17 protein-coding genes are annotated in these 26,603 nt (G+C 50.0%); 11 read left to right on the top strand and 6 right to left on the bottom strand.

Annotated features, from left to right (window positions below):
• The first annotated feature begins 193 nt into the window (after window positions 1-193).
• The 4 genes from AC1RVX_RS22500 to corA all read left to right on the top strand — a co-directional run bounded on the left by AC1RVX_RS22500 (window position 194) and on the right by corA (window position 6,335).
• Complete coding sequence (locus tag AC1RVX_RS22500) at window positions 194-1,603, top strand: hypothetical protein (RefSeq protein WP_493218813.1); 1,410 nt, start codon at window positions 194-196, stop codon at window positions 1,601-1,603.
• Window positions 1,600-2,385, top strand: a complete 786-nt coding sequence (locus AC1RVX_RS22495; RefSeq protein WP_493218812.1) for a hypothetical protein — start codon at window positions 1,600-1,602, stop codon at window positions 2,383-2,385. The genes AC1RVX_RS22500 and AC1RVX_RS22495 overlap by 4 nt, the downstream gene beginning before the upstream one ends.
• 5 nt (window positions 2,386-2,390) lie before the next feature.
• Entirely contained in the window at window positions 2,391-5,219 is a 2,829-nt protein-coding gene (locus tag AC1RVX_RS22490) for an ATP-binding protein (protein WP_493218811.1), read from the top strand.
• Window positions 5,220-5,369: 150 nt separating this feature from the next.
• Window positions 5,370-6,335 (top strand): magnesium/cobalt transporter CorA, encoded by a 966-nt coding sequence (corA, locus tag AC1RVX_RS22485; RefSeq protein ID WP_493218810.1) that lies wholly within the window; start codon window positions 5,370-5,372, stop codon window positions 6,333-6,335.
• 451 nt (window positions 6,336-6,786) lie between these two features.
• Here corA and AC1RVX_RS22480 read toward each other — a convergent pair whose 3' ends face one another.
• Window positions 6,787-8,034 carry a sensor domain-containing diguanylate cyclase gene (locus tag AC1RVX_RS22480; RefSeq protein WP_493218809.1) on the bottom strand — a complete coding sequence of 416 codons (1,248 nt, stop codon included), beginning with the start codon at window positions 8,032-8,034 and terminating at the stop codon, window positions 6,787-6,789.
• A 371-nt stretch (window positions 8,035-8,405) separates the two neighbouring features.
• On the opposite strand from AC1RVX_RS22480, the gene AC1RVX_RS22475 reads away from it, so the two are divergent.
• Window positions 8,406-10,100, top strand: coding sequence for an alkaline phosphatase family protein (locus AC1RVX_RS22475; RefSeq protein ID WP_493218808.1), 1,695 nt, complete (start codon window positions 8,406-8,408; stop codon window positions 10,098-10,100).
• 94 nt (window positions 10,101-10,194) lie between these two features.
• On the opposite strand, the gene AC1RVX_RS22470 is transcribed toward AC1RVX_RS22475, so the two are convergent.
• From AC1RVX_RS22470 to AC1RVX_RS22460, 3 genes are all read right to left on the bottom strand, one after another.
• On the bottom strand, window positions 10,195-11,760 hold the full coding sequence (locus tag AC1RVX_RS22470; protein ID WP_493218807.1) for a POT-type proton-dependent oligopeptide transporter: 1,566 nt from the start codon (window positions 11,758-11,760) through the stop codon (window positions 10,195-10,197).
• A gap of 479 nt (window positions 11,761-12,239) precedes the next feature.
• Entirely contained in the window at window positions 12,240-15,437 is a 3,198-nt protein-coding gene (locus tag AC1RVX_RS22465) for an efflux RND transporter permease subunit (RefSeq protein WP_493218806.1), read from the bottom strand.
• Between the two features lie 3 nt (window positions 15,438-15,440).
• Window positions 15,441-16,652 (bottom strand): efflux RND transporter periplasmic adaptor subunit, encoded by a 1,212-nt coding sequence (locus tag AC1RVX_RS22460; RefSeq protein WP_493218805.1) that lies wholly within the window; start codon window positions 16,650-16,652, stop codon window positions 15,441-15,443.
• Window positions 16,653-16,903: 251 nt separating this feature from the next.
• Here AC1RVX_RS22460 and AC1RVX_RS22455 point away from each other — a divergent pair, with 251 nt between their 5' ends.
• The 5 genes from AC1RVX_RS22455 to AC1RVX_RS22435 all read left to right on the top strand — a co-directional run bounded on the left by AC1RVX_RS22455 (window position 16,904) and on the right by AC1RVX_RS22435 (window position 22,569).
• Window positions 16,904-17,497, top strand: coding sequence for a dienelactone hydrolase family protein (locus tag AC1RVX_RS22455; RefSeq protein WP_493218804.1), 594 nt, complete (start codon window positions 16,904-16,906; stop codon window positions 17,495-17,497).
• A 227-nt stretch (window positions 17,498-17,724) separates the two neighbouring features.
• Window positions 17,725-18,756 (top strand): Glu/Leu/Phe/Val family dehydrogenase, encoded by a 1,032-nt coding sequence (locus AC1RVX_RS22450; RefSeq protein WP_493218803.1) that lies wholly within the window; start codon window positions 17,725-17,727, stop codon window positions 18,754-18,756.
• Window positions 18,757-19,534: 778 nt separating this feature from the next.
• The gene (locus tag AC1RVX_RS22445) at window positions 19,535-21,151 is read left to right on the top strand and encodes a methyl-accepting chemotaxis protein (RefSeq protein WP_493218802.1); all 1,617 of its coding nucleotides are present in this window, start codon (window positions 19,535-19,537) and stop codon (window positions 21,149-21,151) included.
• Window positions 21,152-21,431: 280 nt separating this feature from the next.
• Window positions 21,432-21,938 (top strand): DinB family protein, encoded by a 507-nt coding sequence (locus AC1RVX_RS22440; protein WP_493218801.1) that lies wholly within the window; start codon window positions 21,432-21,434, stop codon window positions 21,936-21,938.
• Between the two features lie 106 nt (window positions 21,939-22,044).
• Complete coding sequence (locus tag AC1RVX_RS22435) at window positions 22,045-22,569, top strand: GNAT family N-acetyltransferase (RefSeq protein WP_493218800.1); 525 nt, start codon at window positions 22,045-22,047, stop codon at window positions 22,567-22,569.
• Window position 22,570: 1 nt separating this feature from the next.
• On the opposite strand, the gene AC1RVX_RS22430 is transcribed toward AC1RVX_RS22435, so the two are convergent.
• A complete protein-coding gene (locus AC1RVX_RS22430) occupies window positions 22,571-24,448 on the bottom strand; it encodes a sensor domain-containing diguanylate cyclase (protein ID WP_493218799.1) in 1,878 nt (625 codons plus the stop codon).
• A gap of 185 nt (window positions 24,449-24,633) precedes the next feature.
• Window positions 24,634-25,575: a polysaccharide deacetylase family protein gene (locus AC1RVX_RS22425; protein ID WP_493218798.1), complete on the bottom strand. Its 942-nt coding sequence runs from the start codon at window positions 25,573-25,575 to the stop codon at window positions 24,634-24,636.
• A gap of 242 nt (window positions 25,576-25,817) precedes the next feature.
• Here AC1RVX_RS22425 and AC1RVX_RS22420 point away from each other — a divergent pair, with 242 nt between their 5' ends.
• Complete coding sequence (locus tag AC1RVX_RS22420) at window positions 25,818-26,591, top strand: VOC family protein (protein ID WP_493218797.1); 774 nt, start codon at window positions 25,818-25,820, stop codon at window positions 26,589-26,591.
• Window positions 26,592-26,603 lie beyond the last annotated feature (12 nt).

Raw genomic sequence — 26,603 nt, 5'->3', positions numbered from 1 at the left:
TACTTGCGCAAATCTGATATGTTTTATAGCAAGGATACTTATCTTTCTCATATCAGCGATAAAGTTATCACTGGAACCCGGCATGCTGCATCGTGTCAGCAAGTTTATTTTCTTATAATGCCGGACTGTCACACACGTCAAAAATTAAAATCCTGACAATACTCAAGCAGGCTGCAAGCGGTTAAAATGCCGCATGCAAAATTTTAGTGACGACACTCACGTCCAGACCGGGGAAGACCTCGCTCTGCAGACGTATTTCAAAACTGGCATCACACCTGACGACGTTTCCGCTGTATTCCCCCTGAGACGTGCCCAGCCTGTATTGCAGGCTTTCACGGCGCTGTTTCATGGCGGCTTCAACGGTGTATTGCTGCGTCTGCTGGTCTTGCGTGAACTGACCGCAGACGTGGAAACACCGTCATTGAGCCGTGCCGATATCAATACCAAGCTGGCCTATCTGGAACCGGATGCGCTGGAGACCGTGCTGTCGCGCCTGCGCACCACCGGACTGCTGATTTGGGATGCCAGCCAGTCTGTCTATCGCATCACCCCGACTGCCAGGAATGTGCTGGCGGCACTGGAATCGCTACTGCATATAGAAGAGCACAATGACCAGGCTGAGATGAGCTATATGCTAACCCAGGTCGCCGGCGCACAAGCGGTGGGCGGCGTGTCGGTAGAGCAGTTACATCATTTGCTGGGAAGGCTGATAGAACTGACGGAAGAATTTTCAGATGCGATTGCCTCCGGCTCCGAATTCCAGTTGCGCACGGCGCAGCAAAAATGGCACACAGCCTGTGACTGGGTAGAAAAAGGCTCACAGATCATTCACGCCATCACCAATGATAGCCGGGCAGATTCTGCCACCCACAGAGCGGCACAAGCCATAGGACGCGCCCAGAGTGCGCTGCTGAACATGCAGGGCATGTTTTCGCGGGCACTGAACCAAATCGAACGCCAGCGCGTGCATCTGGGGCAATCTGGCTTGTCGACGACAGATATCAAAACCTGGCTCCTGCAAAAAGAAGATTTGGCGGCGCTGGCAGACGATGCACTGGCAAAACCGGTGACACCGATGTTTATCACGCCATCAGAAATGATAGATGTGGCAGAAAGCGAGTTGCTGAGTCACCGCGTATCGGCAGTGGCGGGTGCCTTGCCTGCCGGTGAAAATGCACCATCGGTCGCTAATGAAGACAGCGATGCCCTGCATGAACTGGATCACTGGCTGGCCTTGCTGACTGAGGCCGATGCCAGCGACAAACCGATAGCCTTGCAGGATATCTTGCTGCCATCGAGCTTTGCGATAGCTTCTTATCGCGCCTCCATGCTGCCGCTGCTGGGGGATGCCAATGAATCTGCCTTGCAGGGTGCCACGGCTATTCTGGCCCGTCTGCCACTGGTATTCAATTCCAAAGACAAAATGCAAAAGGTACATGATGATCATGTGGCTGCGATTTCCATCGCCAGCCTGAGCGCCGTGACGGAAATAAGCAACCCGCCACCCACCAAAGTGAAAGCGAAAGCGGTCAACACCGAACAGCTACCGTCGCAGCCACCATCACCTTCTGCCACCTCAGCACCAACGAGAGAAACACCATGACCGAAGATGCACAAATCCTGATCGCCCGTTTGCTGGCGCACCAGACCCTGCGCCGTGAAGACAAGCTGGTCAAACGCGCATTATCTGATGAATTGTTCCGCACCGAAATTGATGCCCGCTTAAAAGCCTGCGGCATGAAATTTGTCGATAACGTGTATGCCGACTATGTCACTCTGGCTTTGACACGCGATAGTGAATCCAAAGTATTTGGCACCAAGGAAACCTGGCAAAACAATAATTTTGGCCTGGCGCGCGATGGCGTTGCCTTGCTGGTGGTGTTGTGGTCACTGATTATTTTGCCCAAGCGTGAGCGCCAGGAAGCCCATCAACTGGCCGAAGAAGACCAGAACGATATGTTCGGCAAAGACAAACCCATGCCACGTGCGGAGGATACCTCGATAGGTATTTCTTACCGCGCCCTGCTGGCAGACTTTGGTGAAAAACTCGGCAAGAAAACCCGTATGGATATGAACCTGGGTCAGTTGGCACGCGTCGGCTTTATTGAACGCAAAGCTGACCTGATTCTGGAAGGCCCGTTACTGGATTTGCTGATGGATACCGATACCCTGAAAGACCGCATCATCAATGGTGCGCTGTCGGATATTTTCCAGATTCCGGCGCCACGCGCACCAGCCATTATTGAGCCTGCAGAAGCCATTGAGGTTATCGCTGCAAGCGCAGTCGATGCAGTACAAACAGCCGCAGATACTCATGCTGATATCCAAGCTGACACCACTGCAGACAGCAATGCCGATCTCAACATCCATACCGGAAAAGAATAAGAACCATGTTTCATATCAAATCGCTGGAACTTGTCCATTGGGATTACTGGCAACGCATCAAGAACATCCCGCTGGATGCCAAGATCATTACCATCGCCGGACAAAACGGTTCGGGTAAAACCACGCTGCTGGATGCCTTGCGCACCCTGTTTGGTCTGGAATGTTCCATGGGACGTTCATACAAGCACTATGCTCGCCACTCTGGCCAGCAAACCGCATGGATACGTGCAGTCGTCGATAACAGTGCAGTCGGGCCGCAGATTTCCAATCGCCCCTTCCGCATGTCCGGTCTGTATGAAGATGAAGTCACGCTGTTTTGCAAGATAGAAAAAAACGGCGGTGACTGGAAGCGTCAATACCTGATGCGCAGTGGCAAAACCGAGATCGAAGACATTCAGGAAGCGAATGACTGGCTGGGTGTGGAAAGCTATCGCAAGCGCCTGGCCCACGCTGGTTTGTCGAATGCCATGGGCAAGGTGCTGGCGCTGGAACAGGGCGAAACCGACAAGTTGTGTGAATATGCGCCCCGCCAGTTGCTGGATCTGGTGTTCCAGGTGTTTGGCGACAAAGAAGTATTGGATGCCTATGATGATGCGAAGCGCCATCAGCGTGATACTGAAACTGAATTACAGCGTTTTGAAACCGAACTTGAAGGTGCAAAAACCAATCTGGAAGGCTTGCGCCTGCGCGTTGCCAATTATCACCAATATGAAAGCCTGAACAAGGAAAAACGCGATCTGCAGGAAGAAATACTGCCTACCCTGCAATACCATGAAGCACTGGAACAAGCAGGTAGCACCAGCCAGGCCCTGCGTGCCAGCAAGCGTTTTTTAAAGACGCAAGACCAGGGTTTGTCTGAACGTCGCCAACATCTGGCACAGCAGGCACAACAAGTCACAGATGCCAAGCAGGCTGAAGCCGCACTGGAAACTGAAGAATCGTCACTGCGCGAAAAACTGCAGCAAATCAACAGCAAACTGAAACCGCAAGAAAGCCTGCTGGAACAAAAAGCCCGTTTGCAAAAACTGGCCGCCGAAGCTGACGCCGACGTTGCCAATATCGCTGATGATCTGGAGAAAAAAGAAGCTGAACTGTCACGCCAGAAACTGGAACGTGATGCCCTGACCCAGCGCATCGCCGGCGAGATGGAAACCATCGCTGCCCTGCAAGGTAAGTCTGCCCTGCCTGATCCAGAAAACGTGCGCCAGATGCGCCGCGCGCTGACGGATGCGAACATCCCGCACTGCATGTTGCCAGAGATCGTCGAAGTCACCGATCCTAAATGGCAGGCGGCAGTGGAAGGTGTCTTACGCGGCTATACCTCGGTCATCTTGCTGGACAAGACGACTGATGCTGCTGCCGCTTACCGCATCGGTGAAAAGCAGCGCTATAGCCACTTCATCGTACCGGACCGCATCAGTGCGCCTGTGGTCAAGGATCAGAGCCTGCTGTCTGTCGTCAACTTCACTGGACAGGCACCCGCCTGGCTGATAGAACAGCTTCAACGCATCGACACCGTAGGCTCGATAGAGCTGGGCATGAAGCTGCCAAAGAATCAGGAATGGATCACGCCGGATGCCTACCATTTCGAGCGTCGTGGTGGCCGTTCACTGTTCGTGGAAGTATCGCGCTACCGCTTTGGTAATGCAGGCCGTACACAACGTCTGGAAGCCTTGCTGAAGTCTTTGCCACGCTTGCAATCGCAGGAAGATGTCCTGACCATGCAGATCAGCAAGCTGGCAGGTGAAATCAGTGCCTACAAAGCGCGCCTGGCAGGTGTGGATGCAGCAAAAGAACTCAGTGCCCGTCATGCCGAATTTGAAGAAGCCAGTCGCAATACCCAACCGCTGAAACAGCAGCGCATGGAAGTTGGTGGTCGTCTGGGTGAAATCGCACCTTTGCTGAAAGCCGCCACTGAACAACGTTCGGTCGCTCATCTGAAATGGGAACAGGCCAAAGCCGCTATCGCCGATGCGGAAGCACAATTGCGCAGTTCAGAAAAACGCCATGCCGATGAACGCAAGGCGCAATTTGAAACCCTGCGTGCCATGCGCGACACCTGGCACACCCTGCCGCATAACTGGAAGCGCACTTCACACCGCAAGGAACTGGTAGCCGAGCATGAAAACGTCCACCAGATCGAGCTGCGCATACGCAGTCTGACCAATAACCTGGCGCGTGATGACTGGGAAACCGATTCCACCGTCGTCGATCAATACACGCGTCTGAATGCCCTGCTGCAAGGTCGCCAGGCAGAAACCGATGAACGCCGCTACCAGAATAACCGGGCAATTGAAGCCACGGTGAATGCCCGTGCTGCCTATATGGACAGGCTGCGCTTCACGATCAAGTCATATAGCAAAAACATCAAGCAACTAGGTGAACTGGCAGGCATAGAAGTGCATACCGACCCAGTCAAGCTGGAAAATGACGACATACAACTGGCCCAGGCTGGCTTGCATGTGCGCTTCAAGTTTGACGGCAAAGGCCCGATAGGCATGAATGACGGTGAAGCATCCGGTGGCCAGCAAGTTATGAAGTCGCTGATCCTGCTGATAGGCTTGCTGAAATCTGACGATGGTTCCGGCGGCTTTGTCTTCATCGATGAACCCTTCGCCCATCTGGATATACGCAATATCCAACTGGTCGGTGAGTTCCTGAAAAATACCGATGCCCAGTATTTAATGACGACACCGCTGACACATAATACCGATGTCTACGACCCGTCAGAGCTGACATTAATCACCAGCAAAAAGAAAAAGGATACCGAATGGGCACAACCTATTTTTGTATTGCAGAGGAAAGTGGAAAAACACAAGGATGGACGGGCTTAAGCAGCAGGTATAAGCTGAAGGTTTAAGCTATATAGTCAGCAAGACCGAACAAATAGACAGACGCAAATAAGCAGACACAAATAAACAGGCAACAGACGCACTGCATACTGGTGCGCAGTTTTTTATCCACCTACTGCACAGTCAAAAATCATGTTAGTCAACTGCGTCGCTTACCAGGAAGGTCGCAAGCTGTCAGATATCCCCGTGGCGGCAATCAGCGACTATGTGCAGCATAAGGACCAATTTGTTTGGGTGGCCTTGCGTGATGCGTCAGATGAAGAATTGCAGGAAATGCAGGTCGAGTTTGATTTGCATGAACTGGCCGTTGAAGATGCGCGGCACGGCTATCAAAGACCGAAGATAGAAGAATACGGGGATTCCCTATTCGCTGTCATCCATACCGTGGAAATGATCAACGGTGAGTTGAATATCGGTGAACTGAACCTGTTCGTTGGTGACAATTATGTACTGTCCGTGCGTAACCGCTGTCAGCAGAATTTCCTGGGGGTACGTCAGCGTTGCGAGCGTGAGCCACATTTGCTGAAGCATGGTTCATCCTTTGTCTTTTATGCCTTGATTGATGCCATCGTTGACCGTTACTTTCCAGTGGTGGATGCCCTGGAAAATGAACTGGAACTGATAGAAGAACAAATTTTCACCAAAGGCAGCGAACGCGCCAATATTCAACGTCTGTACCAGTTGAAACGCAAGATCATGATAGTCAAACATGCTGTGACGCCTTTGATGGAAGCCAGCAGCAAACTGTTTGGGGGCCGTGTGCCAGGTCTTTGCGTGAATACCCAGGAATATTTCCGTGATGTCTATGATCATCTGTACCGCCTGAACACATCCATAGAAACCATACGCGACACCATCAGCACGGCCATACAGGTCAACCTGTCCATGGTTGCCATTGATGAAAGCGAAGTCAATAAACGCCTTGCCGCTGGCGCAGCGATTTTTGCCGTACCGACTGCTTTTGCAGGCATCTGGGGCATGAACTTCAAGGCCATGCCCGAACTGGAATGGCACTATGGCTATCCGATGGCACTGGGTATCATGTTTGGTGTATGCGGATATTTGTACTATCGCTTCCGCAAGACTGGCTGGCTGTAGACATTGCACGATTACGCTATTTTCCCGGCAAATAATCCAAATTGGAGCTTATGAATTTTCGCTGTATTCATTTTGTTTTATGAGTTTGCTGCTCATAAGTTAGGACTTACGCAAAATTGTCCCATCAAGGCTATCGCTTTTAGGAAACCTCCCTTGCAGGGGAGGTTCGTTCCGTCGGCAGACAACATGTTGTCTGAAACCCCGACTACACCTATCGCTTTTAGGAAACCTCCCTTGCAGGGGAGGTTCGTTCCGTCGACAGACAACATGTTGTCTGAAACCCCGACTACACCTATCGCTTTTAGGAAACCTCCCTTGCAAGGGAGGTTCGTTACGTCGGCAGACAATATATTGTCTGAAACCCCGACTACACCGTAGCGACGAAGACAGTACTTTAGACGGCAAGGAGCTACAACGCAGTTGGGGCGGTTTTGCGTAAGTCCTATAAGTGTCAGGCTTCCCATTTGATCTGGTTACGGCCATTGCTTTTTGCCTGATACAAGGCCTTGTCAGACCGTTCAAGCAAGCGGCCAAGACGGTCATCTTCTGTTCTATAGGTGGCGATACCTATGCTGACTGTCAGGAAAATGAAATCACCAGATGCCGATGTCAACACCAGTGATTGCACATTACTGCGTATACGCTCCGCCACCAGCATGGCTTCGCTGCGGCTGGCCTGTTGCAGGATGATGCAAAATTCTTCGCCTCCCAACCTGCCGAACAGGTCAGATTCACGCAATTCAACCTTGACTGTTTCGGCAAAGCGTAGCAATACCTGGTCACCGCACTGATGTCCATACTGGTCGTTAATGTTCTTGAAAAAATCCAGATCCAGCATCAGCAAAGTCATTTGTGTCTGGTAACGCTGGCAGCTTTTGAAAACATGCTCAGCGTACTCGAGAAAAGCGCGCCTGTTGGCAATATCTGTCAGTGGATCAGTGGTAGCCAGGCGTTGCAGTTCACGTTCCAGCATTTTTCGCTGGGTAACGTCACGGCAAATTCCTTCAATGCCGGCAAAGTTTCCATCGTCATCGTATAGCGCCTGGCTGCTGATAGAGATGTCTATCAATGTGCCATCTTTGCGCAGCATGCGCCCTGGAAAATCGGTCACCATGCCAAATTCAAGTATCGCCTTCATAAAGGTATCGCGGTCGGTTGTGGATGGATAAAAGGCTTCTACCTCATGTCCCTCTATTTCTTCCGGCTCATAGCCCAGTACCTTGCGTATGGCAGGACTGACTTTCTGGACTATGCCGCCAACATCCGTGCGGTAATAGACATCTTGCATATTTTCAAACAATCGCCTGAAATTGAATTCGCTTTGGCGCAGTTGCTCTTCCATCTCGCTATGCTCAGTCACGTCCATGCCACTTATCATGACTGCTACCTGGCCACCATAATGTATGGCCCGGCTATTGACTAACAACATACGGAAATTGTCTTTAGTGGTGCGTATGCGAAACTTGCCAGTTGCGTTTATCCACGCCTCTCCCTGTCTCTTCAGACGTCCCTGAGAGCGTGGCTGATCCAGCGGATGAACAAAGTCGTTGATGGAACGGCCTAACAAACTTTGTTCATCGTTGGTTTCAAGTAAGGAGACAGCAGCCTGATTCAGTTTCACCAGCTTGTCATCAATGATGACTACAATGGCAGTCGGCGTGAAATCGAACAGGAAAATATCAGTAGTATCGTCGTTCAAGAATAACCCGATTTCTGGCAACGTTAAAGCTTCACAAAATCAAGCTTGCCAATTCATTTTACCGCCAGGTAAGTAGGTGTAAAGTAATAAAATACAATTCTTGATTGAATGTTTTTGCTTCACAACACAAATGGCTGTCGCAATAGCAATTTCATGGCCGATTTTCATCGTATTTTTTTACAGCAGATTAGTCAGCCTGCTAAGCAGTGTTACTGCGTAGCAATTGCATAGTGTATGCTGTTGCCGCCTGCCCCCACCGTTCCGACCGAAGTGACAGTCGTTTTTTTGCCAGTTTGTTTGATCAGGTTTGCCTCATTAAATATTTTTGCAGCTCTTTTTTGTAACCCTGCCAGGATCTTATCCCATCAATTATGAAAACCTTACTGCCAGCCGCCTTACGCACCACAAATCCCATTCGCAGATTATTTTTACTGTCTTGCCTCGCTGCCTCAACTGTTCTAAACACCGCTCCGGTTTATGCAGTTGAAAAATCAGCCCAGCCCAAACTGGTGGTGGTACTGGTAGTAGATGGCTTACCACAAGAACAGGTTGTACGTTACCGTGATCAATTCGGTCAAGGTGGTTTTCGTCGCTTGCTTGATCAGGGTGCCTGGTTTAGCGACGCTCATCAGGCCCATGGTGTGACGGTCACGGCAGTCGGTCATTCTGCCGTGCTGACAGGTGCCTACCCTTACCAGCATGGCATCATAGCCAATAACTGGGTAGACCCGGTGACACTGGCATCCGTTTACTGTACTGAAGACACGGCATACACGTATATTGGTGAAGAAACCAAGGCCAGTGACGGTACGTCTCCCGCCAATCTGCGCGTCAGCACCCTGGGTGATGAATTGCGTTATGCCAGCGGTGAGCGCAGCAAGGTCATCACCGTATCAGGCAAGGACAGGGGTGCAATCCTGCTGGCAGGCAAAACCGGTACAGCGTATATGTATATGGGAAAGACCGGCAATTTTGCCAGCTCCACTTATTACATGAAAAACCATCCTGAGTGGGTGCAACAATACCAGGCAGCCAAGCCACAAGATCGTTTCTACGGTAAGGAATGGCGTCCTTTGCTGGCCGATGCAGCCTATGCCAATGATGCCAACGACAATCTCTTGAGCGATACAGATGCCAAAGACAAACGTTTCCCTTTCACTTATACCAGTAAGTCAGGCAAACCCGACGCCGAATATTACGGCAAACTTTACACTGGCCCCTATCTGGATGAAATGACCCTGGATTTTGCGCGTGCTGCAGTGGAAGGTGAAAAACTGGGCCAAAACAGCGCTGGTGTGCCTGATGTACTGGGTATCAGCCTGTCCAGCCATGACTATGTAAACCACAGCTTTGGTCCCGAAAGCCGCATGTCACATGACCACCTGCAAAGACTGGATCGCCTGTTGGCAGGTTTTTTCAGCTATCTGGACAAACGCGTGGGCCTCGATAACACCATGGTGGTGCTGACGGCTGACCACGGCTTCCCCAATGTGCCTGAGTTCTCGCAAGCGATCAAACGTGATGCGCAAAGGCTGGATGGAAAAAAACTGCTGGAAGCCATGAACAAACATTTGTCCGAGAAATTTGGCCAGGACAAACTGGCGACGACCTGGACCAATCCCAGCATCCTGCTCGACTACAAACTGATTGATCAAAAAGGCTTGAAGCGCGAAGAGGTAGAAATAGCAGCAGCCAGGTTTGCATTGACCGTTCCAGGTATCGCCAACAGCTTTACCCGCACCCAGCTTGAAAACGGCAATGTGCCAAGAAACAGGTTGGGCACGTTAATGCAACGTGCCTGGAACAGACAGCGTTCCGGCGATGTCATGCTGGTCACCAAGCCTTACTGGTATTTTGGGAGTGGTTCCCACGGTACATCACATGGTTCACCGTATAGCTACGACACAAATGTGCCGCTGGTTTTCATGGGCAAACCATGGTTCAAACCTGGTGCCTATGGCCAATATGCAGAAGTCATGGATATTGCCCCTACCCTTGCCCATTTGCTGAGGGTGCGCCCACCGTCAGGTTCAGAAGGCCGGGTACTGACAGAAACCTTGCGCTAGAACTGTCAACGTCCATTTGGATATAAATGGAAAAAAGCCGCATGATTATTTGATCATGCGGCTTTTTCTTAACCCGATTAGCTGGTGGATAACATCAACCAGCTTGTCGATAATTGTTTTGCATCTTGTAGCCTCTTGCGTACAAGGCAAACAAGAAAGCGGCCAGCAAGGCAAAGCCAGCAAAGAAAAACATCTGGAAGGCAGTAACACTCATGCCCGTGCTCTTGATCTGTTCGGTCACGGCATCACTCTTGACGCTGGAATTGGCCAACAAGACCCACAGGTTACCTATCGTGACTGACAGACTCCAGAAACTCATAATGGCCCCCTTCATCGCCAGCGGTGCCTGGCTATACGCGAATTCCAGACCGGTGGTTGATACCAGTACCTCGCCAAAAGTCAGCAAGGCGTAAGGCAGGATTTGCCAGGTGATTACGATGGCATTGCCGCCATCAATAGCCAGTTGCATGAAGCCGACGACGATCCAGGCCAAGCCAGAAAACGCAATCCCCAGCCCCATGCGACGCAAGGCAGTTAGTTCCATTCCCCTGAGTTTCAACAGCGGGTACAACACCAGGTTATTGAATGGAATCAGCAACATCACCAGCATGGGATTCAGGGCCTGCATTTGTGCCGGTTCAAACCATTCTGGCTTGGTCATTTTGTCTGCCTGTAATACCCAGGTCGATGCCTTTTGATCAAACAGGGACCAGAACGGTGTCACCAGAGCAAATACCACCAGTATGCGCAATACGGAACGTACACCATCGACCGCATGATCTGGATGCACACCACGCGCACGATCCAGCTGCATCCATGCTCCCATGCCACCAAAACCGAGTACCAGGACCAGCGCCAGGCACAAAGCAGCAACGATGCCGATCTTGGAAATCAGGAACAGGGAGCCAACTGCGAGCAAGGCACCGAAGACCGCCATGTAGTAACCGCTCTTTACCTGACCCGGTGTATCAGTTGTCAATGCTGTACGTACGACATTCAAGAAAGAATGCGGGTCACGTGCTACCGGTTTTACATGCACATATCTCTTGCGGCCAGACCAGAAAATAATGGTCGCAATAAACATCAGCAGGCCGGGGATACCGAAAGCAATGCTGGCACCCAGTTTCTTCAGGAATATGGGCATCAGCAGGGACGCAAAGAAAGAACCGAAATTGATGATCCAATAAAAACCGTCAAACACCTTTTGCGCCAATGACTTGTTGGACTGGTCAAACTGATCACCAACAAAAGAAGCCACCAACGGTTTAATACCTCCTGACCCCAGCGCAATCAGGAAGAGCCCGGTATAAAAACCATTTCGATTATCTTCAAAAATCGCCAGACATGCGTGACCACAACAATACACCAGGCTCAGCCAGAACACGGTATTGTATTTGCCAAAGAAACGGTCAGCCAGCCAACCACCCAGCAAGGGGAAAAAATAAACGCCGATGACAAAGGTATGAAAAACTTCTTTAGCCATACCGGCGCGCATGTTTTCCGGCATGGACAACAGCAGGCCGGTAATCAAAAATGGCGTCAGAATATTCCGCATGCCATAAAAGCTGAAACGTTCACAGCCTTCGTTGGCGATAATATACGGTATCTGTTTTGGCATTCGCGCCTGGTCGGCACTGTCCATAGTCGCGGATTGAGTCATTCGTCTCTCCTGTTCAATTGTTTTTATCACACCATGGCAAACCGCCTTTTTTAAAGGCTGGAATTATTTGCGATGGAAAGCAGACAGGTCTTGCTGGCTGTTCATGTGACGATCAACCAGAAAAACAGTGGGCGAAGTATCCGTATTTGCGGGGACGCCGTCAAGCATGAAACTGCAATGAAATTGTGAAGGATTTTGGGTCCGTTAAGGTGTCTATTTCAGTGTTTGGGAAACGATATCATATAAGCATTAAAGTCAATCCATTGATGACCGTCCAGGCCGGTGAAAACCCGCATGGATATTGATGTTGCGACACATAAATACAAAAATCTCATGAATGAAGATAGATATGGTTATGGATGATTTTTCATCAAATAATTTATAACTTTATGCAAAATATTTTGTTGCACAATTCAGCAATCGGCAAAAAATACCCTCCAGCGAGGTGGGTATGTTGTTTCAGGCAATGCATCTGACTACTATGCTGCTGCCGGACGCCCATTCATCAAGCGCCATGCCTTGAAAGGCAGACGGTAAATAAACCGTATCATCAACAAGGTCAGCAAGGCCTCGATGAAGGTCAGTACGAAGGCGAACAGGCTATTCCAGCGCGTTTCACGGCGACGGAATTTTGCCATCATACGGTCAAAGCTGATTTCTATACTATCGTAGAAAGTCGGTACGACCAGCAAGGTCAGCAAGGTGGAAGTGATAGTGCCACCGATAATCGCAATCGCCAGTGGGCGATAGAATTCACCGCCCTCACCCAAGCCGATGGCCACTGGCAGCATACCGGCGATCAGGGCAAAGGTGGTCATCAGGATGGGGCGCAGGCGTTTGCGACCGGCGTACATCAATGATTCTTCACGGTCAAAACCTTCTTCTTCCCGTTTGCGTGCACAGTCCAGCAAGAGAATCGCATTTTTTGCCACCAATCCCATCAACATGATGATGCCGATGAAGCTCATCAGGTTCAGCGTGCCCTTCGTCAACAGCAAGGCCACCACCACACCGATCAGGCTCAGGGGTAGCGACAACATGACGGCGATAGGCGCTGTGAAAGAACCGAACTGCATGACCAGGATCAGATACATCAGGCCAATACCGGACACCAGCGCAATCGTCATTTCAGTAAACAGTTCTTTTTGCGAGCGCGCAGCACCACCCAGTTCGATACCAAAACCAGTAGGGAAATTGATCGCCTTGGCAATTTTCAACGCATCTGCCGTCACTTCACCAGGTGACCTGCCCTGGGCATTGGCGGATACGGCAATCATGCGCTTGCCATCAGTATGCTGAATCTTGGCTGGTCCCTTGCCCATGGTGATGGTGGCAATCTGTTCCAGCGGAACCATCTTGTCACTGCCAGCCACGGCAATCGGCAAACGTTCTATGTTTTCAGCACTGATGCGGTCATCCGGATGCAAACGTACTGCGACATCACGTGCTTCACCGGTAGGGTCAACCCAGTCACCTATCTCAACACCGGCAAACGCCACGCGCAAAGCCTGCGCCGCATCATTGACTGAAATGCCGAGGGAGTTCGCCAAACCGCGATCCATTTCTATCTGCAATTCATCTTTCGGGTCTTGTTCGGACAGACCAACATCGACTGCACCGTTGACCTTGCTCAGTTTTTCCATGAAGTCGTTGGCGATCTGCATCAGCTTGCGCGAATCAGGACCAGAAAACTGTATCTGAACCGGCTTGCGCCCGCCGTTTTGCAAATCATCTTGCACCACATATTCGGCACCAATGATGCTGCCGACTTTCTTGCGCAATTCGACAGCGATCTCTACCGCCGACCGTTCTCTCTCGGTACTCTTGCCTATATCCACATATACACGACCACCGGTACTATTGATGATGCTGTTGGTGACCTGGGTTTCCTTTATAGTGCGCGCCAGCTCGGCAGCTTTTTCCACTTTTAACCTGCCATATTCCAGACTGGAACTTGACGGCGTGCGGACATCAATCATGATCGTGCCATTGTCAGCCGTAGGCAAAAAGCTGGTGCCCCCCTTGACCGCATGCAAGGTCAGTGCACCTGCAAAACTGACAGCGGCGATCAGTGCCATCCAGACACGATGATGCAAGGCCCAGGCGATCACGTTGCCGTAACGGTCCGCCTGATGATCAAACCAGGTATTGAATTTGGCCAATACCAGGCTGATACCATGTTTGGGTTCGAGATGATGCCCAACCGGGTCTCCCCAATAAGCAGACAACATGGGGTCCAGCGTAAATGAGATAAACAGGCTGACCAGCACCGAGCTGGCCACCGTCAGTGCAAAGGGACGGAACCATTCGCCCGACACCCCCGGCATGAAAGCTACGGGGATAAACACGGCAATGATGGAGAAGGTGGTGGCTGCCACAGCCAGACCAATTTCCTTGGTGCCGTTACTGGCAGCTGTGCGCCGGTCAGAACCCATTTCCATATGCCGTACAATATTTTCCCGCACCACAATCGCGTCATCAATCAGTACACCAATCGCCAGCGACAAGCCCAGCAGTGTCATGAAGTTCAGCGTAAAGCCGCACAACCAGACCGCTATAAAGGCTGCGATTACCGAAGTTGGCAAACTCATTGCTGTAATCAGGGTAGAACGCCAGGAATTCAGAAATACATACACCACAAAAATCGTCAGCACTGCGCCAAACATCAGCGATTCGATCACGTTGTTGAGACTGCTTTGCGCATCCTTGCCGCCATCCTGTGTTACTTCCATCTTGGTGCCAGCCGGCAAAGTCTTGTTGATATCAGCAACCAGGTCGCGCACTTTACCCGCGACGGTAACAGTACTGGCATCACGTGAACGGGTAATGGAAATGCCCACATTCGGCTTGCCATTGCGTACACTGAAACCATTGATTTCAGCAAAGCTGTCGGCAATGTCGGCCACCTGTGCCAACCTAACCAGTTCGTTACCGCGTCGCTTGATGACGATGTTCTGGAATTCAGCCGGCGACTCTATGCGTCCTATCAGGCGTATGCTTTGTTCATCCAGCCTGCCCCTGACCTTGCCTACCGGTGCGGTGGTGTTCTGGTCGCGCAGAGCCGTCACGACTTCTGCCACGGATACATTGTATTCACGCAGTTTCTGTGCGTGCAACAAGACGGTCAGTTCCCGTTTCAGAGACCCATCAACAGAAACTGTTGCCACCCCATCTATGGCACGGAATTTATCGGACAATTCATCTTCGGCCATGCGTGAAATTTCCGCGTGGGTCAAACCGTCCGATGTCAGTGCCAGTTGCATGATGGGTTGTGCCGAGGGGTCACGCCTTTCAATGACGGGCTCGCGCATTTCCACCGGCATTTTATAGCGTATAGACGCAATCGCATTCCTGACCTCTTCTGAAGCTTCAATCATGTTCTTGTTGAAGTTGAAGACGATGGTGATGCTGGCACTCCCCTCATTGGCGGTGGAACGTACCTGATACACGCCGGTAATACTTTGCAGGGATTTCTCCAGGCGATTGATGATCTCACGTTCCACTGTTTCCGGTGAAGCACCCGGGTACGGTATGGATATGGATAGCACTGGCTCTTCCACATCGGGTATCTGGTTAACTTTGAGTTTCTTGAGCGCCAGTAAACCCACGCACATCAGGGTGATGATGATGACAATCATCGCCACCGGGCGCTTGATACTGAAATCGGAGAGGAACATGGCTTATTTCCCGGCTGGTGGTGTGGATGCCGCCGCCGGAGTATCCACCGCTGCGGCAGTTGACGCGTTTACAGTGGGTACGTTGGAAGCGACGGAGGCAATCATCTGTACTTTTTGACCGTCAATTAAAGTGGATACCGGATTACGTATCACCTTGTCACCATTGACCAAGCCACTACGGACTTCAAAATCACCACGGCGCGGGTCGCGTTCACCAACGACCAGGCTGACTTTCTTTAGCAAACCATCCTTGACGCGCCAGGCGTAAGCTTTGTCGCCATCCCTCAACAAGGCTGTGTTCTTGATCATCAGGGTTTGAGTGGAGCCAGTTTCGACCCGTCCTTCTGCATACAGACCAGACACGCGTGGTGGATTGTTGTCTGCAAATGCCACCAGCACCTCAACCTGTCTGGTGGTGGCATTTGCAGCCATATCGACGCGCTTGACCTTGCCAGTAAAGCCTTGATTGCCATACCCATTGACGTGGAAGCTGACCATTTGCCCGATCTTGACATTGTTGACCTTGTCGGCAGACAGCAGACCTTCAAAACGCATACTGGTCGGGTCAATCACTTTCACCAACTCCTTGCCTATCTGCGCGGTATCCCCGGCAGATACCTTGCGTTCGCTGACGACGCCATCAAATGGCGCCCTGACCTCGGTGCGTTGCAATTGCTGTCTGGCCTGAACCGTACGCGCCTTGGCCGCAACCAGATCACTTTGTGCATTATTACGACGCATTTCTGCATCTTCCAGCAATTGTGTCGATGTCATGCCAGAAGCACGCAGGGTTTTCAGGCGCTGGAACTGGCGTTCTGCCTGCTCCAGTGTCTGTGCCGATGCCCGGGCTGCTTCTTCAGCTGAATTCAGGCTGTCACGGATAGAGGTATCATCCAGACGCACCAGCAAATCACCGCGTTTGACTGTTTCGCCATTTTCTTTCAGCACCTGCAAGACCACGGTAGATAATTCAGACCGCAGATCCGCCTTGCGTTCAGGCTGTATTGAACCGGTAATGACAGGGCCGGAAGACAGGGCACTGTTTTGTATAAGCTGTAAATCCTCTTCCGTCACCAGTAAAGGTTTGTCCAATGCCTTGGCAGCTTTTGCCTGATCTGATTCTTTACTGTCTTTTCCCCCTCTGTTGCAGGCACCCAAAACCAGGGCCAGGGACAAGACAATCAGACTGGGTCGCATCAGACTGGGTCGCAACATAGTGGGGCTCCGTAGAATCATGGGGATAAGGTTTTAAGAACCTGATTTGTAACAAAAAGTTCCAATATATTACGCAGTATCCATGAGCAGGTGCAGTGGTGTCAATCAAGCATTATTTCCCTGATTCCCTTTCAGGAAATACCTGAATCTGATTTCACCAAGAGAAGTACACTCTATATCAGTACTGCTTGCAATCTGGCAGTAAGTCCGGTAGGCTGCGCCCTCTTTCGCTTTCAATTCAGTTGCTTATTGTGTCTGTATCTGTGTCACCACCTGTCTTGCTCATCGTTACGGATGTTTTTGGTAATACACCGGCGATTGCCAGCTTTGCCCGGCAATTCCCTTTACCTTGTCTGATTGCCTCGCCATTTTCCGGCGAACAAATACAATACCCGGCTGAAACGCTGGCTTATCATGCATTTATCGCCCAGGGCGGGGTTGCCGCCTATGCAGATAAATTGTCACAGCTTATTGAAGACAATCAATCCAGTCTGCGTTATGCCATAGGCTTTAGTGCCGGTGCCAGCGCCTTATGGCTCAATAGTGGGAATCCTGCCATGGCAAATCTGCAGCAGGCGGTACTGTTTTATGGTTCACGCATACGTGACCACCGTGATATTCAGCCAGTCTGTCCCCTGCGCCTGATTTTTGCCGAGCAGGAAGCCGCATTTGAACCCGCAGAACTGGTCAGCGACCTGCGTCAGCGGCGCGGTCATGCTGCGGAATTGGTCAAAGGCAGCAAGCATGGCTTCATGAATCCTTATTCCAGCGGTTTTTGCCTGAAAACCCAGGAGCGCTATTTGCAAGAATTGCTTGATCTTACGCAAATCGACACTGCCGCCTGAGCCTTAGCCGCCTGGCAAGATTGAGTTTCCCCTTCTCTTCCCCTATACTGCGCAGCGCGTGACACAATCACCGCACTATGCTTTTGATTACACCAACCAGTGATCAAAGGCTGTTTTTATTTGTATGTCAGCACCAAAAATTTATTCAATTTATTAATTTTTTTGCGGCATGACCGCATCTGCCTGATCAGGTGGATTGACCGGTTAATCCGCGCGGAGCCATAAGCATGACCGCCTTTGTATTTAATGAAATCAATTTTGACGACCACGAACAAGTCGTGTTCGCATCCGAAGCCAAATCCGGCTTGAAAGCCATCATCGCTGTCCACAATACCAATCTTGGCCCTGCCATGGGTGGTTGCCGCATGTGGAATTATGCAGATGAAGCTGAAGCCGTGCGTGATGTCTTGCGCCTGTCGCGCGGCATGACATACAAGAATGCAGTTGCCGGCCTGCCTATTGGTGGCGGCAAAAGCGTCATTATTGCCAATCCCAAAACGGAAAAGAGTCCGGCTCTGTTTGAAGCCCTGGGTGAAGCCCTGGAACGCCTGGGTGGTCGTTATGTGACAGCAGAAGATGTCGGCACCAGCCCGGCCGATATGGCTCACGTTGCCAGCAAAACCAAGTACGTTGCTGGTCTGGGTGACCGCGGTGACCCATCGCCGTTCACTGCATTGGGTTGCTTTGTTGGAGCCCAGGCTGCAGTAAAACACCATTTCAAGCGCGACAGCTTTGATGGCCTGACCGTAGCACTGCAAGGCCTGGGTCACGTCGGTTATGACTATGCACGCCAATTGAAAGAAGCCGGTGCCAGGCTCATCGTTACCGACATTGATCAGACAGCACTGAAACGCGCACAAGAAGAACTGGGAGCAAAAGCGGTTGCCATCGACGCCATTTATGATGCCGAAGCCGATATCTATGCACCATGCGCCCTGGGTGCAACATTGAATCCGGACACGCTGTCACGCCTGAAAGCCAAGATCGTGGCCGGTGGTGCCAACAATCAGTTGGCGACACCAGAGATGGGTGAAATCTGTCGTCAAAAAGGCATTTTGTATGCACCTGATTTTGTCATCAACGCCGGTGGCATTATCAAGGTCTGCTACGAATACCTGAACACGCCGGAAGACGGCATGGTCGCCCACGTGCACCGTATTGGTGACACCCTGGCAGAAATATTTGCCCGCGCCGATGCAGAAGGCTTGCCAACCAGCGTTGTTGCTGATCGTATTGCTGAAGCGAAGTTCAAAAAATAAGTCATCATAAGTTTCAACTTGTTATTACTGAAGTAAAAAGCCATCAGAATCAGACGATCCGGTGGCTTTTTCAACTATGTCAGGCAAATCAAACAGAATTGGCCCGCTAGCGTAAGAACTCATTTCATCTATAAAAATCTGCCATTTTAGCGACCTGCCAAGAACCTGTGTACGATCTTAATGCGCATGCGCAATCGGAGTCCAATCGGGGCTCGTGTGCAGCTCAACATGCCCATGTACCAGAGCGCTGCGCTTAGTTACCCTTACTGTTGCCCTGACCCCGCTGACGTTCGCTACAGAAACAGGTTCTACGGCAGTAGCAGCCTCACTTAATGAGTGTTTAACACTTGATTAGCAGTTTTTTTGCCTAAAGCTAAAGTTGGCACAATTTCAAATAGCGCCAATTTAACAACATCGTTTCCTGTCTTAACAATCCTTAACCGTCGAAACGGCAGGTGCAAGCATTTGTTCCTTGAAATAAATACTGAATACGCTAAATATGAAATCACAGGTAAGTCAGATTGGATAGATTGCCAGAGTCAAGATAACGTTGATAACGGCTCATACCGCCATTCAACCAATAAAATGTGTCTTCGCTCTTGCAACTGAACAAATTTTTTGCAACTCCATTTTTAGTAACTTCTACAATACCAAACCCGCATTCATATATAAGCCAACGCTGCTGAACCTCGTATTGAAAGCTGCTTAAGAACTAACAATGCCTTTAGCAAATATATTCACGGTATGACTTTTTTTTCAGCTAAAAAAGGGAATGAAAATGAGAAACCTGAAAATCGCTACCCTGCTCTGGTCGGGATTTGGTTTTGTAATCATGCTATTGGTGATGCTTGTGCTGTTATCCATTTCGCGTATGCAACAGGCTGAACAGCGAATGGACAATATGCTGGAAGACCGCTATAAGAAAATTACTCTGGCTACAGAAATAAAATATAACGTTTCACTCATACACCAACAAATGCGCAATGCCATCCTGGCGAGTGACAGTCAAGGTCTGAAAATTGCAAGCGACACCATGAATGCAATCAGGGCAAAAAACAAGGGATTGTTAGATACCTTCGACAAGATCATCAACATACCTAAGGCACGGGAAATATTCACCGCCATTATGGATGCCCGTAGCAAGGATCTTGCCACTCAAAAACAATTGTTAGCAATGCTGGAAGCGGGAAAGCAAGATGAAGCGAAAGTCTTTCTCACTCAAGCTGTACAGCAGACGGAATTGGCATATGTCAAACTTTTAACAGAAATGACAGATTTCCAGGCAGACAAAATGTCGGAAGACGCAAGATTTGGTAAAGCCGAATTCAAAAATGCGCAGCAACTTATGTTTGGGATTACCTTGACGGCACTGGTACTTTCCATTGTCATCGCGCATTCCATTACGCGTAGCATCACAAAACCAATGAACGAAGCAGTCACCTTGGCAAGACAAGTAGCGGACGGTGATCTGACGGCTAACATTCAGGCAAATTCAACAAATGAAACTGGTCAGTTGATGCTGGCGCTGAAAGATATGAATAGTAGTTTGAATAAAATTGTCCTGGAAGTACGCAACGGTACGGATGTGCTGGTCACTGCATCTGGTCAGATTGCTACAGGAAATCAGGATCTGTCTTCACGTACCGAAGAACAAGCCAGTTCGCTGGAGGAAACAGCATCATCCATGGAAGAGCTGACTTCCACAGTCAAGCAAAACTCTGATAACGCACGTCAGGCGAATCAGTTAGCCAAATCAGCATCGGAAGTTGCCGTTAAAGGAGGATTGGTGGTTTCACAGGTAGTTGACACCATGGGTTCCATCAATGAATCATCCAAAAAGATCGTCGATATTATTGGCGTAATTGATAGCATCGCATTTCAAACAAACATATTGGCGCTCAACGCGGCTGTTGAAGCTGCACGTGCTGGTGAGCAAGGGCGCGGCTTTGCGGTAGTTGCTGCCGAGGTGCGTAATTTGGCTCAACGCTCAGCAGCCGCTGCCAAGGAAATTAAATCTCTTATTAACAACTCCGTGGAGCAAGTCGAAGCGGGTGCCAAACTTGTTAGTCAAGCAGGGATAACCATGAATGAAGTTGTCACCAGTGTCCAACACGTGACAGACATCATTAGCGAAATAACTTCGGCCAGCGATGAACAAACATCAGGAATTGAACAAATTAATAAAGCAATCATTCAAATGGACGATGTAACTCAGCAAAATGCTGCCCTGGTGGAAGAAGCAGCGGCAGCATCAGAAAGCATGCAAGAGCAGGCAATGAATTTGGCACGTGTAGTAAGTATATTCAAAATCATTGCAGCTCACGATAATATGCCCGCTCAATTACGCCAGAAAAGTCGTGACTTGCGCCCAAGGACTTTGATTACCATTTCATAAATCCCATCAAATTTATTGCTGCCAAAATTCCCGCGTGTGGGCTTCAAGTCCAGTTTGCGATCCGTCGCGGGATATTTGTTCAAACTCACACTTCAGATTGTGCGGGTCAAAGTTTGTATCTGTCCCGATTGCATTCATCTGTATCTACTTTCAATACTTTAAAAGCCTTATGCTCATTCCGGTGGCATCAGGGATGGAGTCTATGTATCCATGAGTTACATTGCATGTGACAAAGGATAGAAATCCAACATCATTAACTTTAAGCACTGGAGCAAAAACCATGACTGCACTGTCGAACATACGTATGCTGACCCACTACAAGGCCTGGGCAGATGACAAAATGTTTTCCATGCTCAGTACCATGCCAGAGGAAGAAATATTGCGTCCCAGAGCGACGCGCTTTGGCAACATGCTGCACACAATGAATCACATCTACGTGATCGACGATGTGTTTCGTGCGCATTTACTGGGGCAGCAGCATGGTTACCTGGATCGCAATACTGACAACACGCCCCCATTACATGACTTGTGGAATGCTGTTAAGAATATGGATCAGTGGTATCGTGACTTCACTCTTGATCTCAGTGAAGCTGATCTGGAACGCGTCATCCACTTCAATTTCATCGGCGGTGGTCAGGGAGTGATGAGCTGCCAGGAAATGCTGCTGCATGTCGTCAATCATTCCACTTACCATCGCGGCTTCGTTGGCGACATGATGTATCAGGCGGGCGTCATGCCGCAATCAAGCGACCTTACCGTGTTTGTCCGGGACGTATTGCGAGCCTGAGCAATTGTGTTAAACCTGCAAAAATTCGTGGGACCTCCACACGCACTTGAAACGGCCAACTTTCAAGCTTACACTTGATCGCCTGTCCACCTCAATTTATCAAACCATGACCATACTCACGACTGCACGCCTGCGCCTGGAACCATTTACTGACAGCCATTTTGAAGGGCTTTCACGCATGAACAGTGAGCCAGAAGTCATGCGTTACATCACAGGCAAGCCAGAAACGCCGGAAGAAACCCTGGCAGTCATAGAACGAGTCAAAGGGCGCTGGGCAGAATTTGGTTTTTCCTGGTGGAGCTTTATTGAACTCAGCACTAATGAAATCATCGGTGCCGGTTGCATACAATATCTGGGACGAGACCCCGCCAATCCACTGGAAATAGGCTGGCGTCTGCGTAAGGACAAATGGAATTTGGGTTACGCGTCGGAAGCTGCGCGTATCATGACTGAATTTGCCTTCGAAACTGTTAAGGGTGATTCCTTATTTGCAATCTGCCATCAGGAAAATCTGGCTTCGGCCCACGTCATGAAAAAACTGGGTATGCGGTATCGTGGCATAGAGCGTTGGAACGACATGGATACGGCGGTATATGTGATAAACCGCGAGGAATGGCTGGCACACGCCTGATTCACGTTTCGATAGCTACGATGATACGGTTGCGCCCGCTTTCCTTGGCCTGATATAAGGCCATGTCGCTACGTGACAGCGATACATCCGCGTCGATATCGCTGGCCTGCATGACGGCTATGCCTACGCTGACTGTGACAGGAATAATTTGCCCATTCGCATTGACAGGTGTGTCGCGCATTTGTTTTTGTACCCTTTGCGCGAACACTGTCGCTTCTGCCACATTCGCACCGGCCAGAACAACGGCAAATTCTTCTCCGCCTACCCGACCGGCGTAATCTGTCTTGCGTAATTCATCATGCAGGATATTGGCAAAATGCCGGAGTACCAAATCACCTGCAGCATGCCCATACGTGTCGTTAATGGCTTTAAAATTATCCAGGTCACACATCAACACCGCAGATGCATTACTGGCACCACGCTGTATTCTGGCCAGTTCTTCTTCCATGCGACCCATGAAGCTGCGCCGGTTAGGAATTTGTGTGAGAAAGTCTGTGGTAGCCAGTTCCTGCAATTCCTGCTCTATACGCTTGTGTTCGGTAACATCGGTGATAAAGCCATGCCATATGGTTACACCATCTGGCAAGCGACGTGGACGCGCATCCATCTGACGCCAGCGCATGCCTTGTTGCGGCAAGTTGACGCGATATTCGTGATGCAAATGTTCCAGCCGGCCTGATGATGCCAGAATAGCTGCGCGATAAGCAGGGAAATCATCGGGATGAATACGCTCGTGGATCACCTCAAGGCATTCATTCATTTGCGCCGGTGTCAGCTCATAAATATCGTGGATGCCTTCGCTGACATAGGTAAAACACTCATCGCCATTTGGCAGCATGCGGTATTGATAGGCCAGGCCAGGTACTTCATTGGTGAGACAGGTCACCAGATCAACACTTTGTTGCAGACGTTCGGACAGGGTACGCATGGCCGTGATGTCAGTCGTGGTACCCAGCATACGCAGGGGCTTGCCATCTTCTGCCCGGCTGACCACTTTGCCGCGGCTGGATATCCATTTATAACTGCCATCCTTGCAACGTACCCGGTGTTCGACTGCGTAATTTTCTGTCTTACCTTCAAAGTGGGCCTGTATGGTAGCCTGCACGTAATCCCTATCGTCTGGATGCAGACGCGTATAACTTTCTTCTATGCGGGTGGATATTTCATGTTCGGCATAACCGAGTATGGCTTTCCAGCCAGGTGAATAATGAATTTCGCCTGATACAATATCCCTGTCCCAGATGCCGGTTGCGCTACCTTCTATCGCTAATGCCATGCGCATCATGCTGGCGTGGCTTTTGCTCGCCGCCTCATGCGCTGCCTGAATCTTTTGCCGATCAGTCCCATATTCAATCATGGTGGTGATCATGCCGGGAAGTTCAGACAAGGTGTGTTCTGACAATTCAGTAAATGGATGGTTTTCTTGCCTGAAAAGAATTAACCCACCCAGCAAGACTTGCCTGGCATTCCTGACAGGCAGGCAACTGACGGGTAATAACTGTGTGGTAGTTGATATATGCGTCAGATGTGGTCGAAAAATACTGGCTTCCAGCAAAGCAACTGACACCTCTGCACCTTCTGCCAGTGTACTCAATAACTTAAGCATTTCTTTAGCAGTTGACTGGGGAATAAGGCTGGCCAGTTGATCCTTGGACAACCCGGCTGCAAACAATTCGGCTGGCCGGTCTTCACCGGATCCCGCCAGCAGCAGAATTGCCAGGTAACCTGAATATTGTCGCACCAGACAGCCAAGCCACTGCTGCAATAATTCATCATGGGAAATTTTATTGGCAATACCTGACAATATGAGGCGGTAGAGTGCCAACACATGCTGGCTGTCATGTGGCTTGTTATTCTGACTGTCAAACGAAGTATCCAAGCGGATCAACCTCAGGCATCTTTTGTGAGAAATACACTGTACAAGCAGATATCTTGCTGACCAACAATATCCTCACACTATACTGACTGAACAGGTCATTTCATGATGACAACAGCTTGTTGCACCGTGCCAATCAATCATATACCAAAGTCAGTTTATATAATGCCTGAGTTCTATCGGTCTCACTATAAGCCCTGTTGCTTCAATGCCTCAATTTCAAAATCAGCATCATCAACCAGCCTTTCCCATCCAGTAAACTTGCCCAGTCCCAATGTTTTTGCCATGGATAGCAACAGGCTCTGACCTGCTGCTGCACGTTCTGGTATCAATTGGTACACAGTATCTTTAAAAGCTGCTGCTGGTGTAGTGAAGGTCCAACCCATGTCACGGAACTGACTGATCACATCATCCAACCACATGGCATTGATAAGATTATGGTGCATCAACATGATTTGTGGAATGTCGCGCCCTTGTAACTGCCATGACAAGGCACGATAAGCTTCGGCGCGCTGCCGCACATGGGCAAGGTAAGCCAGCTTGATGGAGGTGACATCAGCTTGTGGATTTTTCTTCAGCACTTCTGTTAATTTCTCGTTTAAACGCCAGTCGCTGGTATCCAGGCTGACATAGGCATTCCTATAATTGTGCTGTTTTAAAAAATTGCGCATGCCATCACGTTTTTCTGGCGTATTACCTTCACGCAAATAAGTATAGCGATACCATTTTTGGTAACCAGGCAAGGCACTGATAATCTTGTCGCAGTCGAGTATCTCTTGCTGGTATTGGGCCAGACTGACTTTCTCGCTATGCAGATCAGGGTGCGTCATGCTGTGATTGCCTATCGCATGTCCGGCATCGGACCAGGCTTTGGCAAGTGCGTAACCGGCTGGCTGATTCGCTCCATTTGCGGCTGTCACAAACAAAGCTGCGGATACACCATGTTTTGCCAGTGCATCCAGCATGGCTTGATTGCGTTGCTGCGGGCTGAACTTTGGAGTTTGCTCAAGCTGAGGGCCGTCATCAAAAGTGAAGGCGACTGTTTGCGCATGGCAGTTGCCTGCCAAAAACAGGAATGCCGATATACAGGTACAACTGAATATGGAAAGATAATGGCGAAATAATTTCATCTGGAATTGGAATGTCATCGGTGCGGATCAAGGCTATAGCATAACATCAGGTTCTTACACGCCGCATAACAGCATGGCGAGTCAAACTTCCACTTCATATGATCATCAAGTTAATGGGCTGGGATTAGCAGATAAATATTCCAATCTGGCATTGGAAGCATATAATTCTGCAAGCTCTGCCCGCGCTCTGCGCCACTGAAATTGTGTCCACATCCTGTTTCCAACCTGAGGGAGATATCAACATGAGTACCGTCACTTCACACGAACCCGGTGCATTTTGCTGGGTAGAACTTGCCACCAATGATCAAAAAGCCGCCAAGGCATTTTATGGCGAACTTTTCGGCTGGACGGCCAATGACAAGGACATGGGACCGGAAGGCGTGTACACCATTTTCCAGCTCAATGGAAATGACGCCGCTGCCACCTATACCCTGCATGCGGAACGTCAGGCTGGCGTACCGCCACACTGGATGATTTATATATCCAGCGAAGATGCGGAAGCAACGACAAAACAATGTGCAGAACTAGGCGGGGAAATAGTCATGCCTGCATTCGATGTGTATGATCTGGGTCGCATGGCGGTGTTGAAAGACCCTACCGGGGCATTTCATAACATCTGGCAACCTGGCAAGAACACCGGCATGGGTATCCACAATGAACCTGGTGCCTTTTGCTGGGGACAACTCAATAGCAGTGACACGGTAACGGCAGAGGCATATTACACCGCCTTGTTTGGCTGGGGTGCCAACACCGGCACAGGTGGCGGCATGACCTATACCGAGTGGCAGCAAAATGACACTCCCATAGGCGGCATGATGGCCTTACCGGATGGCATCATGGAACCATCACACTGGCTGGCTTATTTCAGTGTAGAAGACTGTAATGCCACTGTAGCAAAAGCTCAGGCTCTGGGTGCTGCCACGTATGTACCGCCTAGTGATATTCCCAATACTGGTCGCTTTGCAGTTCTGGCTGACCCGCAAGGCGCAGTGTTTGCGATTTATCAGCAAAGTTAGGCACGCGAAGAA

Source organism: Undibacterium sp. GW821-FHT11B02 (genome assembly GCF_058808955.1).
The sequence above is the reverse complement of the archived record's forward strand: the minus strand, read 5'-3'. Positions and strand labels throughout refer to the sequence as shown.